General features: G+C 73.4%; 14 protein-coding genes. 13 read left to right on the forward strand and 1 reads right to left on the reverse strand.

From position 1 onward, the window contains the following. The first annotated feature begins 188 nt into the window (after nucleotides 1–188). From argS to prmC, 9 genes are all read left to right on the forward strand, one after another. A complete protein-coding gene (gene argS / locus ACT7CP_RS05555) occupies nucleotides 189–1,853 on the forward strand; it encodes an arginine--tRNA ligase (RefSeq protein WP_445443672.1) in 1,665 nt (554 codons plus the stop codon). An 11-nt stretch (nucleotides 1,854–1,864) separates the two neighbouring features. After that, complete coding sequence (locus ACT7CP_RS05560; RefSeq protein ID WP_445443673.1) at nucleotides 1,865–2,713, forward strand: LmeA family phospholipid-binding protein; 849 nt, start codon at nucleotides 1,865–1,867, stop codon at nucleotides 2,711–2,713. A gap of 156 nt (nucleotides 2,714–2,869) precedes the next feature. Then, nucleotides 2,870–4,369: a diaminopimelate decarboxylase family protein gene (locus tag ACT7CP_RS05565; protein WP_445443674.1), complete on the forward strand. Its 1,500-nt coding sequence runs from the start codon at nucleotides 2,870–2,872 to the stop codon at nucleotides 4,367–4,369. Beyond that, nucleotides 4,366–5,697, forward strand: coding sequence for a homoserine dehydrogenase (locus ACT7CP_RS05570; protein ID WP_445443675.1), 1,332 nt, complete (start codon nucleotides 4,366–4,368; stop codon nucleotides 5,695–5,697). Before ACT7CP_RS05565 ends, ACT7CP_RS05570 begins: the two co-directional genes overlap by 4 nt. Further along, on the forward strand, nucleotides 5,697–6,773 hold the full coding sequence (thrC, locus tag ACT7CP_RS05575; RefSeq protein WP_413963999.1) for a threonine synthase: 1,077 nt from the start codon (nucleotides 5,697–5,699) through the stop codon (nucleotides 6,771–6,773). Before ACT7CP_RS05570 ends, thrC begins: the two co-directional genes overlap by 1 nt. 11 nt (nucleotides 6,774–6,784) lie before the next feature. Then, the gene (gene thrB, locus ACT7CP_RS05580; RefSeq protein WP_445443964.1) at nucleotides 6,785–7,738 is read left to right on the forward strand and encodes a homoserine kinase; all 954 of its coding nucleotides are present in this window, start codon (nucleotides 6,785–6,787) and stop codon (nucleotides 7,736–7,738) included. A gap of 294 nt (nucleotides 7,739–8,032) precedes the next feature. Then, nucleotides 8,033–10,573, forward strand: a complete 2,541-nt coding sequence (gene rho / locus ACT7CP_RS05585; protein ID WP_445443676.1) for a transcription termination factor Rho — start codon at nucleotides 8,033–8,035, stop codon at nucleotides 10,571–10,573. A 3-nt stretch (nucleotides 10,574–10,576) separates the two neighbouring features. Next, the gene (gene prfA / locus ACT7CP_RS05590) at nucleotides 10,577–11,656 is read left to right on the forward strand and encodes a peptide chain release factor 1 (RefSeq protein WP_413964001.1); all 1,080 of its coding nucleotides are present in this window, start codon (nucleotides 10,577–10,579) and stop codon (nucleotides 11,654–11,656) included. 33 nt (nucleotides 11,657–11,689) lie between these two features. Then, a complete protein-coding gene (gene prmC / locus ACT7CP_RS05595; RefSeq protein ID WP_445443677.1) occupies nucleotides 11,690–12,565 on the forward strand; it encodes a peptide chain release factor N(5)-glutamine methyltransferase in 876 nt (291 codons plus the stop codon). 31 nt (nucleotides 12,566–12,596) lie between these two features. On the opposite strand, the gene ACT7CP_RS05600 is transcribed toward prmC, so the two are convergent. Continuing rightward, on the reverse strand, nucleotides 12,597–13,250 hold the full coding sequence (locus ACT7CP_RS05600; protein WP_413964002.1) for an HAD-IA family hydrolase: 654 nt from the start codon (nucleotides 13,248–13,250) through the stop codon (nucleotides 12,597–12,599). Nucleotides 13,251–13,333: 83 nt separating this feature from the next. Here ACT7CP_RS05600 and ACT7CP_RS05605 point away from each other — a divergent pair, with 83 nt between their 5' ends. The 4 genes from ACT7CP_RS05605 to atpB all read left to right on the forward strand — a co-directional run bounded on the left by ACT7CP_RS05605 (nucleotide 13,334) and on the right by atpB (nucleotide 17,088). Beyond that, the gene (locus ACT7CP_RS05605; protein WP_445443678.1) at nucleotides 13,334–14,302 is read left to right on the forward strand and encodes an L-threonylcarbamoyladenylate synthase; all 969 of its coding nucleotides are present in this window, start codon (nucleotides 13,334–13,336) and stop codon (nucleotides 14,300–14,302) included. Beyond that, on the forward strand, nucleotides 14,299–15,618 hold the full coding sequence (locus ACT7CP_RS05610; protein WP_445443679.1) for an MraY family glycosyltransferase: 1,320 nt from the start codon (nucleotides 14,299–14,301) through the stop codon (nucleotides 15,616–15,618). The genes ACT7CP_RS05605 and ACT7CP_RS05610 overlap by 4 nt, the downstream gene beginning before the upstream one ends. Next, nucleotides 15,615–16,085 carry a Cg1360 family ATP-synthase-associated protein gene (locus ACT7CP_RS05615; RefSeq protein WP_445443680.1) on the forward strand — a complete coding sequence of 157 codons (471 nt, stop codon included), beginning with the start codon at nucleotides 15,615–15,617 and terminating at the stop codon, nucleotides 16,083–16,085. The genes ACT7CP_RS05610 and ACT7CP_RS05615 overlap by 4 nt, the downstream gene beginning before the upstream one ends. 178 nt (nucleotides 16,086–16,263) lie before the next feature. Beyond that, the gene (gene atpB / locus ACT7CP_RS05620) at nucleotides 16,264–17,088 is read left to right on the forward strand and encodes a F0F1 ATP synthase subunit A (protein WP_413964110.1); all 825 of its coding nucleotides are present in this window, start codon (nucleotides 16,264–16,266) and stop codon (nucleotides 17,086–17,088) included. The last annotated feature ends 11 nt before the right edge of the window (nucleotides 17,089–17,099 follow it).

Here is a 17,099-nt window from a genome sequence, read left to right on the forward strand (position 1 = left end):
GCGCCGCGGGGTGCGACGCTCGGCGCACGGCGGCGGGCCGCGAGCGGGTGGCGGGATCCGCCACTGTACCGACCCCGGGCGACGCCGCGCTGGGACGCTCCCCGGCCTTGACAGGGCGGCGGCGCCGAGGGCCGGGCCGGCCGCCCGGGAGCCGGACGGCGCCGACCGCGCCGGTAGGATCGATCCCCATGACGACCCCTGACCTGACCGGTGCCCTCTTCGAGATCGTGGCCGGGACGGTCGGACGACGACCGGGCGGCGACGCCCTCGTGATCAGCCCGGACATGGTCGTGCTCGAGCGTCCGCGCAACCGCGACCACGGCGACTGGGCCACCAACATCGCCATGCGGATCGCCAAGCCGCTGGGGGAGAGCCCCCGCGTGCTGGCCGCCGAGATCGCCGAGGCGCTCGGCGCCCTGCCGCAGGTCGCGCGCGTCGACGTCGCGGGGCCCGGCTTCATCAACATCACGCTCGATGCGGCGGCCGCGGGCGCCCTCGCGCGCACCATCGTCGACGCCGGACCGGCGTACGGGCGGGGCACGACGCTCGAGGGGATCCGCATCAACCTCGAGTTCGTCTCCGCGAACCCGACCGGCCCCATCCACCTGGGCGGCGTCCGCTGGGCGGCCGTGGGCGACAGCCTCGCGCGGATCCTCCAGGCCGAGGGCGCGGACGTCACGCGCGAGTACTACTTCAACGACCACGGATCCCAGATCGACCGGTTCGCCCGCAGCCTGCTCGCCAGCCACCTCGGCGAGGACACGCCCGAGGACGGCTACGGCGGCGCCTACATCGGCGAGATCGCGGCGCGCGTGGTGGAGGGGTACGACGGCGACCTCGACGCCCTCCCGCGCGACGAGCAGCAGGAGGTGTTCCGCAGCGCGGGCACCGAGCTGATGTTCGGCGAGATCAAGCAGAAGCTCCACGACTTCGGCGTCGACTTCGACGTGTTCTTCCACGAGGACTCGCTGCACGAGTCGGGCGCGGTCGACCGCGCGGTGGCGCGCCTGAAGGAGCTCGGCCACGTCTTCGAGGAGGACGGCGCCGTCTGGCTCCGCACCACCACGTTCGGGGACGACCGCGACCGCGTCGTGATCCGCTCGTCCGGCGAGCCCGCGTACATCTCGGGCGACCTCGGCTACTACCTCGACAAGCGCGAGCGCGGCTTCGAGCAGAACATCATCATGCTGGGCGCCGACCACCACGGCTACGTCGGCCGCATGATGGCCATGGTCCAGGCCTTCGGGGACACCCCGGGCGTCAACCTGCAGATCCTCATCGGCCAGATGGTCAACCTGCTGCAGGACGGCGAGCCCGTGAAGATGAGCAAGCGCGCGGGCACCATCGTCACGCTCGACGACCTCGTCGACGCCGTGGGCGTGGACGCGGGCCGCTACTCGCTCGTCCGCTCCTCGGCCGACCAGAACCTCGACATCGACCTCGCGGTCCTCGGCAAGCGCACCAACGACAACCCCGTCTTCTACGTGCAGTACGCCCACGCGCGCACCTGCGCCGTGGACCGCAACGCGGCCGCGTCGGGCGTCGAGCGCACGGCCTTCGCTCCCGAGCTGCTCACGCATCCCACCGAGTCGGCGCTGCTCGGGCTCCTGCAGGAGTTCCCGCGCATCGTCGCGCAGGCCGCCGAGCTCCGGGAGCCGCACCGCGTCGCCCGCTACGTCGAGGAGCTCGCGGGCTCCTACCACCGCTGGTACGACAGCTGCCGCGTGGTCCCGCGGGGCGACGAGGAGGTCACCGACCTGCACCGCACGCGCCTGTGGCTGAACGACGCGGTGCGGCAGGTCGTCGCGAACGGCCTGGACCTCGTGGGCGTCTCCGCCCCCGAGCGCATGTAGGGGAGCGGACCATGTCGGGGCGGTTCCTGGGCACCGAGGTCTTCGAGGCGCCCGAGCCGCGCGACCCGCGCGACCCGCGCGACCCGCGGGAGGCTCGCCGGCGCCGCCGCGGGCCGCGCGGCGGCACGATCGTGATCTGGCTGCTCGTCCTCGCCGTGATCGGCGTGGGGCTCGCGTTCGGCCTCCGCATCGTCGACCAGACCGTGCGCGGCGTCGCCGAGGACCAGGCGGAGAAGCAGATCGAGGACCAGCTCCCGGGCCAGGTCACCGGGCGCGTGAACGTGTCGATCGAGGGCGAGTGGGTGATCCCGCAGCTGATCCGCGGCACGCTCGACCGCGTGGTGCTCGACGGGCCGAACCTCCAGACGGACGGCACGCCGTTCCAGGCGCACATCGTCGCCACCGACGTGCCCACCGACCAGGAACGCACCATCGGGAACGTGGTCGCGACCGTGTCCATGGACGAGGCGCCCGCGAGCGCGCTGCTCGCGAGGACGGCCGGGACGCCCCCGGACCTGCGCTTCGGCGACGGCACGCTCGGCTACGCCGGCTCCACCCGCGTCCTCGGCATCACCTTCGGCTACACGGTCGCCGCGGAGCCCGTGCTGCGCGACGGCTCGACCGTCGTGATCACGCCCACCGAGGTGGAGCTCCAGGCGGGCTCGTTCCAGGTCGACCTCGCGCAGACGATCCAGGGGATCCGCGACGTCACGTACCCCGTGTGCATCGCGCAGTACCTCCCCGCCGGCGTCGCGGTGCAGGACGTGACGGTGGCCGACGGGCGCGCGTCGATGACCCTGGAGTCGTCCGACCTGAAGCTCACGCGCGACTCCCTCGGGGTCACCGGCAGCTGCGGCTAGCCGCCCGCGGCCGACGCCCGCGGGGCGCCGTCACATGCACCGGGGGCCCGGCGTCGCGTCGGTAGGATGCTGTCACCGCCCCCCTCCGGCTTCAGGGACCACACCGGGTCCGCTCGCCATCCCGCACGTCCGCCCCGCGTACGAACAGGTGATCTCGTGACCGCGAACCCGCTGGCCCCGTCCTGGCTGCTCCCGCCCGACGACGCGAACGCGCTGGACCCCGGGGTCTGGTCCCGCGGCACGTCCCGCGATGACGACGGCGTGATCCGGGTGGCCGGCGTCCCCGCCACCGAGCTGGCCGCGCGCTTCGGCACCCCCGTCTACGTGATGGACGAGGACGACGTCCGCGGCCGCGCCGCGGAGACCCTTGCCGCGTTCGAGCGCGAGGCCGCCGCCGTCGGCACGACCGCGCGCGTCTACTACGCGGGCAAGGCGTTCCTCAGCATCGAGATGGCGCGCTGGATGGTCGAGGAGGGGCTCCACATCGACGTGTGCTCCGGGGGCGAGCTGGTCGTCGCGCTCGCCGCCCGCGCGGATCCGGCCCGCCTCGGCTTCCACGGCAACAACAAGTCGGTCGCCGACATCGACCGCGCCGTGGGCGCCGGCATCGGCCAGATCGTCATCGACAGCGAGATCGAGGTGGAGCGCGTCGCCGCCGCGGCCGCGGCGCACGGGCGCGTCCAGGCGGTGCGCCTGCGCGTGAACAGCGGCGTGCACGCCCACACGCACGAGTACCTCGCCACGGCGCGCGAGGACCAGAAGTTTGGGATCACGATCGCGGACGCGCCCGGCGTCGTCGCGCGCATCCGCTCGCACGCCTCCCTCTCCTTCACGGGCCTGCACGCGCACATCGGCAGCCAGATCTTCGAGACCGACGCCTTCGTCGAGTCCGCCCGCCGCCTCCTCGACCTGCACGAGCGGCTCCTCGGCGAGGGATCCGTGGCGGAGCTGAACCTCGGCGGCGGATTCGGGATCGCGTACACGTCGGTCGACCGCCCGGTGCCCGTGGCGGAGATCGCCCGGCGGCTCACCCGCATCGTGGCCGACGAGTGCGCCCGGCGGGGGATCGCCGTGCCCGTCATCGCGGTCGAGCCCGGCCGCAGCATCGTCGGTCCCTCCACCTCCACGCTGTACACGGTGGGCACCGTCAAGGACGTGCTCGTCACGGTCGGCGGCGTCGACGGCGCGGTCGCCGAGGCGGAGTCCGCGACGGGCGACGTCGAGGACCCGCGGGTCGCCGAGGAGGCGGAGACGGCCGTCCGCCGCTACGTCAGCGTCGACGGCGGCATGAGCGACAACGCCCGGCCCGCCCTCTACGGCGCCGACTACGGCGTGCGCCTCGCCGGCCGCGCGTCCGACGCCGAGCCCGCGCTGGTCCGCGTCGCCGGCGGGCACTGCGAGAGCGGCGACCTCGTCGTCCTCGCCGACTACCTGCCCGGCGACGTGCGACCCGACGACCTCGTCGCGGTCCCCGCCACCGGCGCCTACTGCTGGTCCCTGGCGAGCAACTACAACTGGATCGGCCGGCCCCCGGTCGTCGCCGTGCGGGACGGCCGGGCGCGGGTCATCGTGCGCGGCGAGACCGTGGACGACCTCCTGGCACGCGACGCGGGCACGCCCGTCGCCGCATCCCCCGACGTGAACGGAGCACGATGATCGAGTACCGGAACCTGCGCGTGGCCCTCCTGGGCTGCGGCTCGGTCGGCACCCAGGTGGCGCGCCTCATGCGGGAGCACGGCGACGAGCTGGCGCAGCGCGTCGGCGCCCGGCTCGAGCTCGTGGGCATCGCGGTGCGCGACGCGGAGGCACCGCGCGACCCGTCCGTCCCGCGCGAGCTCCTCACCACCGACGCGGAGTCCCTCATCCTCGGGGCCGACATCGTCATCGAGCTGATGGGCGGCATCGAGCCCGCGCGCACCCACATCCTCGCGGCCATCTCCTCCGGCGCCGACGTCGTCACGGCGAACAAGGCCCTGCTCGCGACGCACGGCCCGGAGCTCTTCGAGGCGGCCGAGCAGGTCGGCGCGCAGCTCTACTACGAGGCCGCGGTGGCGGGCGCGATCCCCATCATCCGGCCGCTCCGCGACAGCCTCGCGGGCGACCGGGTCCAGCGGATCCTCGGCATCGTGAACGGCACCACGAACTACATCCTCGACCAGATGGACGCGCACGGGCTCGGCTTCGACGAGGCCCTCGCGACCGCCACCGAGCTCGGCTACGCGGAGGCGGATCCGACGGCCGACATCGAGGGCTACGACGCCGCCCAGAAGGCCGCGATCCTCGCGAGCCTCGCCTTCCACACGCGCGTGCCCGTCGAGGCCGTGCACCGCGAGGGCATCACGGGCCTCTCGTCCACGCAGTTCGAGTCGGCCCGGAAGGCCGGCTACGTGATCAAGCTCCTCGCGATCTGCGAGCGCCTCACGGATCCCGACACCGGCCGCGACGGCGTCTCCGCCCGTGTCTACCCGGCGCTCGTGCCGCGGGACCACCCGCTCGCCGCCGTCCACGGCGCGAACAACGCGGTGTTCGTCGAGGCCGAGGCCGCCGGCGACCTCATGTTCTACGGCGCGGGCGCCGGGGGAGTGCAGACCGCGTCCGCCGTCCTCGGCGACGTCGTCTCGGCCGCGCGCCGCCACGTCGTCGGCGGGCCGGGCGTCGCCGAGTCGACCCACGCGGACCTCGAGACGCTGCCGGTCGGCGCGATCACGACCCAGTACCAGATCACGCTCCAGGTGGCCGACGAGCCGGGCGTCCTCGCCCGCATCGCGCACCTGTTCAGCGAGCACGGCGTCTCTGTGGAGACGCTCGAGCAGACCACGCACCAGGCGCCCGTGGCGGGAGGGGCGGGCGACCGACCCACCGCTAGCCTGGTGATCGGCACGCACCGCGCCACCGACGCGGCCCTCCGGGCCACCGTCGACGCGGTGTCGAACCTCGACGCGGTGACGGCAGTCGCGAGCGTCCTCCGAGTAGAAGGAGCCTGATGGCCCACCAATGGCGCGGACTGCTCCGCGAATACGCCGACCGCCTCGACGTCACGGACGCCACCCCGATCATCACGCTCGGCGAGGGCGGCACGCCGCTCATCCCCGCGCCCGCGCTGTCCGCCCGCACGGGCGCCGACGTGTGGGTCAAGTACGAGGGCATGAACCCCACGGGGTCGTTCAAGGACCGCGGCATGACCATGGCGATCTCCAAGGCCGTCGAGCACGGCGCCAAGGCCGTCATCTGCGCGAGCACCGGCAACACGTCCGCGTCGGCCGCCGCCTACGCGACGCACGCCGGCATCACCGCCGCCGTGCTCGTGCCCGAGGGCAAGATCGCGATGGGCAAGCTCAGCCAGGCCGTCGCGCACGACGCGCAGCTGCTCCAGGTGCGCGGCAACTTCGACGACTGCCTCGACATCGCGCGCGAGCTCAGCGCGAACTACCCCGTCCACCTCGTGAACTCGGTCAACAACGACCGCATCGAGGGCCAGAAGACGGGCGCGTTCGAGGTCGTCGAGGTGCTGGGTGACGCGCCCGACTTCCACTTCATCCCCGTCGGCAACGCCGGCAACTACACCGCGTACACGCGCGGCTACCGCGAGGACCTCGAGGCCGGCAACGCCACGAAGCTGCCCCGCATGTTCGGCTTCCAGGCCGCCGGCAGCGCGCCCATCGTCGACGGCGCGATCGTCAAGGACCCCGACACCATCGCCAGCGCGATCCGCATCGGCAACCCCGCGTCGTGGAAGCTCGCCCTCGAGGCCCAGCTGCTCACCGACGGCTACTTCGGCGCCATCTCCGACGCCAAGATCCTCGAGGCGCACCGCATCCTCTCGGCCGAGGTCGGCATCTTCGTCGAGCCCGCGTCGGCGATCAGCGTCGCCGGGCTCCTCGAGCGCGCGGAGGCCGGGCAGATCCCGAAGGGCGCCCGCGTCGTCCTCACGGTCACGGGCCACGGCCTCAAGGACCCGCAGTGGGCCCTCCGCACCGCCGACGGCTCCGACGTCGCCCCCACGAGCGTGGGCGTCGACATCGCCGAGATCGCGGGCGTGCTCGACCTGGTCGCGTCGTGACCGACGGTCCGATGGCCTCGGCGCTCCCCGTCGGGCGGCGCGTGCAGGTGCGCGTGCCCGCGACGAGCGCCAACCTCGGCCCCGGCTTCGACACGCTCGGCCTCGCCCTCGCGCTGTACGACGACCTGACGGTCACGGTCCGCGACGAGCCCGGCGCGACCGTCGACGTCCGCGGAGTCGGCGCGGGCGAGGTCCCGACGGACGCCACCAACCTCGTCGTCACGGCCATCGCCCACACCTTCGCCGCGTTCGACCAGCCCATGCCCGGCCTCGACCTCGTGGCCGAGAACCGGATCCCGCACGGCCGCGGCCTCGGCTCGTCCGGCGCGGCCATCGTGTCCGGCATCAAGGCGGCCCAGGGCCTCCTCGCCGGCACGGTCGAGATCGACGCCGACGCGCTCCTCCGCCTCGCCACCGAGATGGAGGGCCACCCGGACAACGTGGCGCCCGCCCTCTTCGGCGGCCTCACCATCGCGTGGGTCGACGGCACGGGCCCGCAGCACAAGAAGCTCGCGGTGCATCGCGGCGTCTCGCCCCTCGTGCTCGTGCCCGTCGCGACCATGTCCACCGCGCTCGCGCGGAGCCTGCAGCCGGAGTCCGTGCCGCACGAGGACGCGATCTTCAACGTGTCGCGCTCGGCCCTGCTCATCGCAGCGCTGATCCAGAGCCCCGAGCTGCTGCTCGCGGCGACGGAGGACCGCCTGCACCAGGACTACCGCGCCGCCGCGATGCCGGAGACGAACTCCCTCATCCACCTGCTGCGCAAGAGCGGCTTCGCGGCCGTCGTGTCCGGCGCCGGCCCGTCGCTCCTCGTCCTCGGAAGCGACCCGGGCCAGCGGCTCACGGCCGCCGAGCTCGTCGCCGCGCACAGCGCGACCCCGTGGCAGGCGCTCATGCTCGCCGTCGACGTCAAGGGCTGCCAGGTGCAGGTCGTCGACGAGGGACGCGTCGTCCCCTCCTCCTGAGCCGCGGCTCCTGCTGGTCCCGCATCCGGCGCGCCGATCCTCCGCGGATCGGGCGCCGGGTGCTAGGCTCCTCACGACCTCGAGATCAACGGATCCACGCATGCGCGTCGGAGATCCGGTCCCGGTGGTCGTTCTCACCACTCATCCGCTGTCGTCTCTGCAAGATCCCGTGCCTTCGTGCCCGACAGCAGCTCCGGACGGAATCAGACCGCCCGCCGCTCGGCAGAGACGCACGCGATCGGCTCTCCCCCGCACGGGCTTCGTCCCGGCGGGCCGGGGAAAGGACCCACGCACATGACAGATGTCGACACCCGCGCCACTGACGCGGACCTGAGCACGCTCCGCGTCTCCCAGCTCCAGGCCATCGCCTCCGAGCTCGGGATCCCGGGCGGCTCCAAGCTCCGGAAGGGCGAGCTCGTCACGGCGATCTCCGAGATCCGGGCCGCCCGGGGGCTCGTCGTCCCCGCCGACGAGGCGATCCCCGCCTCCGACGCGCCCGCCGACGCCGGCGACGCGACCCCCGAGGCCGCGGACGCCGCGACCAGCCCCGTCGAGGACGCGCCCGTCGTCGAGGAGGCGCCCGCCTCGGAGCCCGTCGCCGTCGACGCCGCCCCGGTCGCGGACGAGGCGCCCGTTGCCGCCGACACCGTCGCCGACGCGACCGCACCCGCCGAGGCGCCCGTCGCCGAGGCACCGGCCGCCGAGCAGGCGCCGGCCGAGCAGACGCCCGCCGAGCAGCCGGCGCGCTCCAGCCGCGGATCCCGCCGCGCCAGCACCGCCCGCATCGTGCCCGAGCGCATCGCCGAGCCCGTCGAGGCACCCGCCGTCGCCGAGCCCGCGAGCACCGGCCTCGAGGCGCGCATCGCGCAGGCCACCGGCGACCGCGCCGCCACCGACACCCAGGCGCCCCGCGCCGACGCGCCCCGCGCCGACGCGCCCCGCGCCGACGACTCCCGCACCGAAGCGCCCGCCGGTCGTCGCGGATCCCGCCGCGCCAGCAGCGCCGGCGTCGTGGACCCCGCGACCGAGGCCCCGCGCCAGGCCGTCCAGCACGTGAACAGCGGCCAGACGGCCGACCAGCTCGTCCCCGCCGAGGCCGAGGCGCCCGCCGCCGACGCGCCGACCGACGAGCAGGCCCCCGCCCAGCGCTCCGGCCGCGGCCGCCGCCGCGGCGGACGCGACGCCCAGGAGGCCCCCGCGCAGGACGCGCCCGTCGAGGCCGCCGCCGAGCAGGCGCCCGCCGCCTCCGACGCGCAGGCGTCCGGCGACGACCGCGACCGCGACTCCGACGACCAGGGCGGCCGCGACGGCCGCGAGGGTCGCGAGGGCGGCCGCAACCGCAGCCGCAACCGCCGCAACCGCGACCGCGGACGCGACCAGGACGAGCAGCAGGGCGGCCGCGACCAGGCGCCCCGCGAGCAGGCCCCGCGCGAGCCCGACGCCGACGACGAGGCGCAGGAGGAGGCCCGCACGGGCCGCGGACGCCAGAACGGCCGCGGCCAGGGCGACCGCACGCAGGACGTGCGCGCCGACCAGGCCCGCGCGGACCTCGGACGCGACGAGGAGCGCGGCGGCCGCAGCCGGTACCGCGACCGCAAGCGCGGCCGCAGCCAGGGCGGCGACGAGTTCGAGCCCGAGGTCACCGAGGACGACGTCCTCCTGCCCGTCGCGGGCATCCTCGACGTGCTCGACAACTACGCCTTCGTCCGCACGAGCGGCTACCTGCCCGGCACGAACGACGTCTACGTCTCGCTCGGCCAGGTCAAGAAGCACTCGCTGCGCAAGGGCGACGCGATCGTCGGCGCCATCCGCCAGCCGCGCGGCGACGACAGCCAGAGCCGCCAGAAGTACAACGCGATCGTGAAGATCGACTCGGTCAACGGCCTGCCGCCCGAGGAGGCCGCGAACCGCGTCGAGTTCGGCAAGCTCACGCCGCTCTACCCGCAGGACCGCCTGAGCCTCGAGACCGAGCCCGCCAAGCTGACCACGCGGATCATCGACCTCGTGTCGCCGATCGGCAAGGGCCAGCGCGGCCTCATCGTCTCGCCGCCCAAGGCCGGCAAGACGCTCGTGCTCCAGGCCATCGCGAACGCCATCGCCACCAACAACCCCGAGGTCCACCTCATGGTCGTGCTGGTCGACGAGCGTCCCGAGGAGGTCACCGACATGCAGCGCACGGTGAAGGGCGAGGTCATCGCCTCCACCTTCGACCGTCCCGCCGAGGACCACACCACGGTCGCCGAGCTCGCCATCGAGCGCGCGAAGCGCCTCGTGGAGCTCGGCCACGACGTGGTCGTGCTGCTCGACTCCATCACCCGCCTCGGCCGCGCGTACAACCTCGCGGCCCCGGCGTCCGGTCGGATCCTCTCGGGCGGCGTCGACTCGTCGGCGCTCTACCCGCCGAAGCGCTTCTTCGGCGCCGCGCGCAACATCGAGCACGGCGGATCGCTCACGATCCTCGCCACGGCGCTCGTGGAGACCGGCTCCAAGATGGACGAGGTCATCTTCGAGGAGTTCAAGGGCACCGGCAACATGGAGCTCCGCCTCTCCCGCGCCCTCGCCGACAAGCGCATCTTCCCGGCCGTCGACGTCAACGCCTCCGGCACGCGCCGCGAGGAGATGCTCATGGGCGCCGACGAGGTCAAGGTCACCTGGAAGCTGCGCCGCGCCCTCGCCGGGCTCGAGCAGCAGCAGGCCCTCGAGATCGTCCTCAGCCGTCTGAAGGAGACGACGTCCAACGTCGAGTTCCTGATGAAGGTCCAGGCGTCCATGCCCAACACCGCGAACGGCCAGTCCCACCAGAGCCACGGGCACGGCGCGCACGAGAAGGGCTGACGCGTGTTCGAGTCCGTCGTCCAGCTGCTGGAGGAGCACGAGGAGCTCCAGCAGCAGCTGGGCGACCCCGAGCTGCACGCCGACGCCTCGCGCTCGCGCAAGGTCAACCGCCGCTACGCGGAGCTGAGCCGGATCGTCGCGGCCCACGCCGAGTGGACGCAGCTGACCGACGACCTCGCCGCGGCGCGCGAGCTCGCCCAGGAGGACGCGGCGTTCGCCGACGAGATCCCGGGCCTCGAGCAGGAGGTCGACCAGGCGCAGGAGAAGCTCCGGCGGCTCCTGATCCCGCGCGACCCCGACGACGCGCGCGACGTCATCATGGAGATCAAGATGGGCGAGGGCGGCGCGGAGTCCGCGCTGTTCGCCGCCGACCTCCTCCGGATGTACCTGCACTACGCGGAGTCGCGCCGCTGGAAGACCGAGATCCTCAGCCAGACGCAGAGCGACCTCGGCGGGTACAAGGACGTCCAGGTCGCCATCAAGGGCACCTCGGACGACCCCGCGCTCGGCGTGTGGGCGCACCTCAAGTACGAGGGCGGCGTGCACCGCGTGCAGCGCGTGCCGGCGACCGAGTCGCAGGGCCGCATCCACACCTCGGCCGCGGGCGTGCTCGTGATCCCCGAGGTCGAGGAGGTCGAGGAGGTCGCCATCGACCCCAACGACCTCAAGATCGACGTCTACCGCTCGTCCGGCCCCGGCGGCCAGTCGGTGAACACGACCGACTCCGCCGTCCGCATCACCCACCTGCCCACGGGCATCGTGGTGGCGATGCAGAACGAGAAGAGCCAGCTGCAGAACCGCGAGGCCGGCATGCGCGTCCTCCGGGCGCGCGTCCTCGCGAAGCAGCAGGAGGAGATCGACGCGGAGGCCTCGGCCGTGCGCCGCAGCCAGATCCGCACGATGGACCGGTCCGAGCGCATCCGCACGTACAACTTCCCGGAGAACCGCATCGCGGACCACCGCACGGGATACAAGGCGTACAACCTCGACGCCGTGATGGACGGAGCCCTCGACCCGGTCGTGGAGTCCTGCATCCAGGCCGACGAGGAGGCGCGCCTCGACGCGCTCGGGGGCGACGCGTGATCCATGCGGTCACCGCGCGCCGCCCGCTCGCGCGTGGCTGACGGCGAGGGCGTCCCGGACACCGTGGACGCCCTCCGCATGCGCGTCGGCACGACGCTCGCCGCGGCCGGCATCGAGGACCCCGCGGTCGACGCGGAGCTCCTCATCGGGCACGTCCTCGGCCTCTCCCGCGGGCAGGTGCAGTCGCGCGCGATCACGCGCGCGGCCGTGGCCGCCGCGGACGCCGGGCGCGTCCTCGAGCTGACCGCGCGCCGCGCCCGCCGCGAGCCCCTCCAGCACATCACGGGCGTGGCGCACTTCCGCTCGCTCGAGCTCCTCGTCGGTCCCGGCGTCTTCGTGCCGCGGCCCGAGACGGAGCACGTGGCGCAGCTGGCGATCGACGCCCTGGGCGCCGCCCCCGGCGAGGCGCCCGTCGCGGTCGACCTCGGCACCGGATCCGGCGCCCTCGCGCTGGCGCTGGCCACCGAGGTGCCGCACGCCCGCGTGCACGCGATCGAGGTCTCGCCCGCGGCGCACGCGTGGACTTCCCGGAACGTCGCCCGCCTGGCAACCGACGTCGACCTCGTGCTCGGCGACCTCGCCGACGCGTTCCCGGAGCTCGACGGCACCGTGTCCGTCGTCGTGTCCAACCCGCCCTACATCCCGGTCGACGCCGTGCCGCGCGACCCGGAGGTGCGCCTGCACGATCCCGCGCTCGCGCTCTACGGCGGCCCGGACGGCCTCGACGTCGTCCGCCTCGTCTCGACGACGGCGAGGCGCCTCCTGCACCCGGGCGGCGCGCTGGTGATCGAGCACGGCGAGCTGCAGGGCGACGCGATCCGCGCGCTCCTCGACGCCGACGGCTGGCGCGCCACCGCGACGCACCAGGACCTCACGCGCCGCGACCGCGCGACCACCGCGCTGCGCTGAGCCGGGTCCGGCGGGGGAGCCGTCCGTCGGGTCAACCGCGCGAGGCCTGCGCCCGGATGAACCCCTCCACCGCGGGCAGCAGGTCGCCGGGCCCCCGCACGTGGTGCCCGGTGATCCCGAGCCCGCGCGCCGACGCGACGTTGTCGAGCCGGTCGTCCGCGAAGAACGTGCGCGCGGCCGGCTGCCCGTACGCGGCGAGCACGCCGCGGAACACCGCCGGGTCCGGCTTCCGGGCGCCGTACCCGCTCGACGTCCGGAGGTGCTCCACGCCGAACAGCGGCACGAGCTCGGGCGCGAGCGTCGGCAGGTGCCGGGCGGCGAGCGCGTTGTTGTTGGTGAGCAGCGTGATCCGCCCGGCCTCGCGGGCACGCGCCACGGCCTCGAGCGCCGACGGCCGCACGACCATCGACGCGCGGCGCCGGCGCACCCACTCCTCCTCGTCCAGGTCGACGCCCACGGCCGCGCAGAACGCGTCGAGGTAGGAGTCGGCGTCGAAGCGCCCCGCCTCCGCGGCCCACTCGCCGTCGTCGTTGTACCAGCGGCGGCGCAGCTCCGCGAGGTCGTGGCCGGTCGCGGCGGTGATCCGGTCCGCCGGCCCCCGCCAGTCGTGGTCGTACAGCACGTCGTCCATGTCGAAGACGAACAGGAGCCCGTCGGGGGCGGGGGAGGAGGGGCGGGACGTCACCCGACCCAGTATGCGGGCGTCGGCGCGGCGCGGATCCGCCGCTCAGGGCCGGGGCGACGCGCTCGGCTACGATGAGCGACGACATGGCGCGCATCTACGACTGCTCAGTCGACACCGACCTCCTCACCGGCATGAGACTCGCCCGACAGGCGGTGGGCCGCGGCGAGGTCGTCGTCATCCCCACGGACACCGTGTACGGGATCGCCGCCGACGCGTTCAACCCCGACGCGGTGCAGCGGCTCCTCGACGCGAAGGGCCGCGGGCGCGACGCCCCGCCGCCCGTGCTCATCCCCGGGCAGTCCACGCTCGACGCGCTGGCCGACTTCGTACCCGATGTCGTCCGCCGCCTGGTCGACGAGTTCTGGCCGGGTGGCCTGACGGTGATCCTCGTCGCGCAGCCGTCCCTCGTGTGGGACCTCGGCGAGACCCGCGGCACCGTCGCGCTCCGCATGCCCGCGAACTCCTTCGCGCTCGAGCTCCTCGCCGAGACGGGCCCGCTCGCAGTCTCGTCCGCCAACAGGACCGGGCAGCCCGCCGCCGCGACCGCGCAGGACGCCGCCGAGCAGCTGGGCGAGTCCGTCTCGATCTTCCTCGACGGCGGCGCCGCCGGGGGAGCGGCCTCGACCATCGTCGACGCGTCGCGCGTCACGCAGGCGGGCGGCCGCGTCCGCATCGTCCGCGAGGGCGCCATCACGCGCGCGCAGATCCAGCAGCTCATCGGCGACGAGCTCGAGCCGGTGGTCGCCGCGCCGTCCGAGCCGGCCGAGCCGGCCGAGCCGGCCGAGCCGGCGGCCACCGAGCCGGCAGCGACCGAGCCGGGGGAGCCCGAGGCGTCGACCGAGCGCACCGAGACCCCCGACGAGCCCGAGGCCCCCCGCGGCACGGCGAGCGGCGCCGAGCGCGTCGACGGATCCGCGGACCCGGCCGCCGAGCCCGCGGACCCGTCGCCCGAGGCCGGCCCCACCTACCCCGAGTTCGTCGAGCCCGACGCCGCGCCCGCCGAGCAGTCCGCGACCGAGCCCCCCGCGGATCCGCCCGCGCACCCCCGGTGACCTACTACGCCGCCATGGCGGTCGTCTCGGCGGTCATCACGCTCGTCTTCTCGATGATCGTCATGAAGCTCGGCTACCGCTACCGGCTCTACCCGGCGATCCGCGCCCGCGACGTGCACACGCGCCCCACTCCGCGCCTCGGCGGCGTGGCGATGTTCGCGGGCATCCTCGTGGCCTTCGCCGTCGCCTCGCAGGTCTCCTGGTTCGGCCTGGTCTTCGACCGCCCCGGCCCCGTGATCGCGATCCTCGGCGCCGCGCTCATGATCGTGGTCATCGGCGTCCTCGACGACATCTACGACCTCGACTGGATGATCAAGCTGGCCGGCCAGATCCTCGCCGCCGGCCTCCTCGCCTGGCAGGGCGTCGCGATCTCCTCGCTCCCCATCGGCGGCCTCACGGTCGGCTCGTCGCAGATGTCGATCATGCTGACGATCTTCGCGATCGTCCTCGTCATGAACGCCATCAACTTCATCGACGGCCTCGACGGCCTCGTGGCGGGCGTCGCGATCATCGCGAACGGCACGTTCTTCCTCTACAGCTTCCTGCTCTCGGACACGGACACCGGCCAGACGGAGCGGTTCAACCTCGCCTCGCTCATCAGCGCGATCCTCATCGGCGCCTGCCTCGGCTTCCTCCCGTTCAACTGGCACCCCGCGAAGCTCTTCATGGGCGACGCCGGCGCGCTCCTCGTCGGCCTGCTCATGGCCACGAGCGCCATCGCGGTAACGGGCGAGATCGACCCGAACCCCGAGACCTTCGGCCGGTCGCAGCTGCTGCCCGCGTTCCTGCCGATCCTCCTGCCGTTCGCGATCCTCATCGTGCCGCTGCTCGACTTCGCCCTCGCCGTCTTCCGGCGCCTCAAGGCCGGCAAGTCCCCGTTCAGCGCCGACCGCAAGCACCTCCACCACCGCCTGCTCGACATGGGGCACTCGCGCCTGCACGCGACGCTCATCTTCTACGCGTGGACGGGCGTCGTCTCCGCCGGCTGCCTGCTCATGTTCGTGGTGCAGCCGTACGCGTGGGGCGTGGCCTTCATCGCCGTGGGCATGGTGGTCTGCGCCGTCCTCACGCTCGCCCCGCTCAGCCGCCGCAAGCGCCTCGAGGCCGCCGCGCAGCTCGTGCCCGCCGACGCGGAGTCCGAGGACGCCGCCGCCTACGACCCGCTCGACGAGGCCGCCGTCGACCGCCCGCTCGCGCGCCTCACGGAGTCCGAGCTCGAGGCCGTCGAGCGCGAGCACGCCGACCTCGCCGCCGGGGCCGCCGCGATCCGACCGACCGACCTCCCGCACGGCGGGACCAGCAAGGAGACAGCATGACCGACAGCCCGAGCGCCCCCGCCCCCGCCGAGCGTCCCGCGAAGAAGGACGTGTTCGCGCGCATCCTCCTCGGCGGCGCCCTGCTCGCCCTCGCCATCGCGGTGGTCGGCGGCATCGTGGGCTTCGCGGTCGACGGCGGCCGCGGACTCCTGAGCGCCGTCATCGGCAGCGCGATGGCCCTGGTGTTCCTCGGGCTCACGGCCGGCAGCATCCTCTTCGCCAACCGGTACCAGTCGTCGCCCGTGTACCCGACGATCTTCTTCTCCGTCGTGCTCGGCGCGTGGCTGCTGAAGTTCGTGGTGTTCCTCGGGATCGCCCTGGCGCTCAAGGAGCAGCCGTGGATCAACCTGGTCGTCCTGTTCGTGACCGTGATCGTGGGCGTCGTGGGCGCGCTGGTGATGGACATGATCGTGATCACCAAGGCCCGCGTCGGCTACGTCAGCGACGCGCAGCTGCCCGGACGCTAGGCGCACGCCGCCCGGGTGCCGGCAGGGCGGACGCGATTAGTCAGGGCACCCTCATTGTTGATAGTCTCTCTCGTGACGATTCCCGTCGGGCCGTGCCCAGATCCACCTCACGCCGGCGTCTTCTCACCCCATCCGTTCGTCGCCGCGAGAGCTCGCGCTCCACGCCCCGAAACAGGAGATAGCGCTGTTAGCCACCGCTGCACCCAGCATCATCACCCTCGCCGCTGAAGACTCGGGTGAGGGGTTCCACGCTCCCACGCTGTCGGAGTTCTTCCCGCCGATCGCCTTCCTCGAGGGCACGGGCTTCGACCTCAACCGCATCATGCTCATCAGGCTCCTGGTGCTCGCGGTCCTCGTCGTCCTGTTCGTCGTCGGCACGCGCAAGCTCGCGCTCGTCCCCGGCCGCGGCCAGAACCTCGTGGAGATGGGCGTCGACTTCGTCCGCGTCAACATCGCGGAGGACATCCTCGGCAAGAAGGACGCGCGTCGCTTCCTGCCGATCCTGATGACCATCTTCTTCCTGGTCCTCGGCATGAACCTCACGGGCGTCATCCCCTTCCTCAACATCGCCGGCACGTCGGTGATCGGCCTGCCGCTCCTGCTGGCGGCCGTGGCGTACGTCACGTTCATCTACGCCGGCATCAAGGACCGCGGGGTCGGGTTCTTCAAGAACACGCTCTTCCCGCCCGGGGCGCCCAAGCTGGTCTACATCCTGCTGACGCCGATCGAGTTCCTCTCGACCTTCATCATCCGGCCCGTCGCGCTGACGCTGCGACTCCTCATGAACATGGTCGTGGGGCACCTCCTGCTGGTGCTCTGCTTCTCCGCGACGTGGTTCTTCCTCTTCGAGGCGGAGGGCGCGTTCAAGATCCTGGGCGCCGGCACCCTCGTCCTCGGGTTCGCGTTCACGCTCTTCGAGCTGCTCGTCGCCGTCCTGCAGGCCTACATCTTCGCCCTCCTCACCGCCGTCTACATCCAGATGGCCGTGGCGGAGGAGCACTAAGCGATCTCGTC

The sequence above is a fragment of the Clavibacter rahimiani genome (assembly GCF_052654495.1).

Bases quoted from the DNA above. Each gene is read 5' to 3' on its own strand.
- argS (WP_445443672.1), top strand. From the start codon at position 189: ATGACGACCCCTGACCTGACCGGTGCCCTCTTCGAGATCGTGGCCGGG.
- ACT7CP_RS05560 (WP_445443673.1), top strand. From the start codon at position 1,865: ATGTCGGGGCGGTTCCTGGGCACCGAGGTCTTCGAGGCGCCCGAGCCG.
- ACT7CP_RS05570 (WP_445443675.1), top strand. From the start codon at position 4,366: ATGATCGAGTACCGGAACCTGCGCGTGGCCCTCCTGGGCTGCGGCTCG.
- thrC (WP_413963999.1), top strand. From the start codon at position 5,697: ATGGCCCACCAATGGCGCGGACTGCTCCGCGAATACGCCGACCGCCTC.
- thrB (WP_445443964.1), top strand. From the start codon at position 6,785: ATGGCCTCGGCGCTCCCCGTCGGGCGGCGCGTGCAGGTGCGCGTGCCC.
- rho (WP_445443676.1), top strand. From the start codon at position 8,033: ATGACAGATGTCGACACCCGCGCCACTGACGCGGACCTGAGCACGCTC.
- ACT7CP_RS05605 (WP_445443678.1), top strand. From the start codon at position 13,334: ATGGCGCGCATCTACGACTGCTCAGTCGACACCGACCTCCTCACCGGC.
- ACT7CP_RS05615 (WP_445443680.1), top strand. From the start codon at position 15,615: ATGACCGACAGCCCGAGCGCCCCCGCCCCCGCCGAGCGTCCCGCGAAG.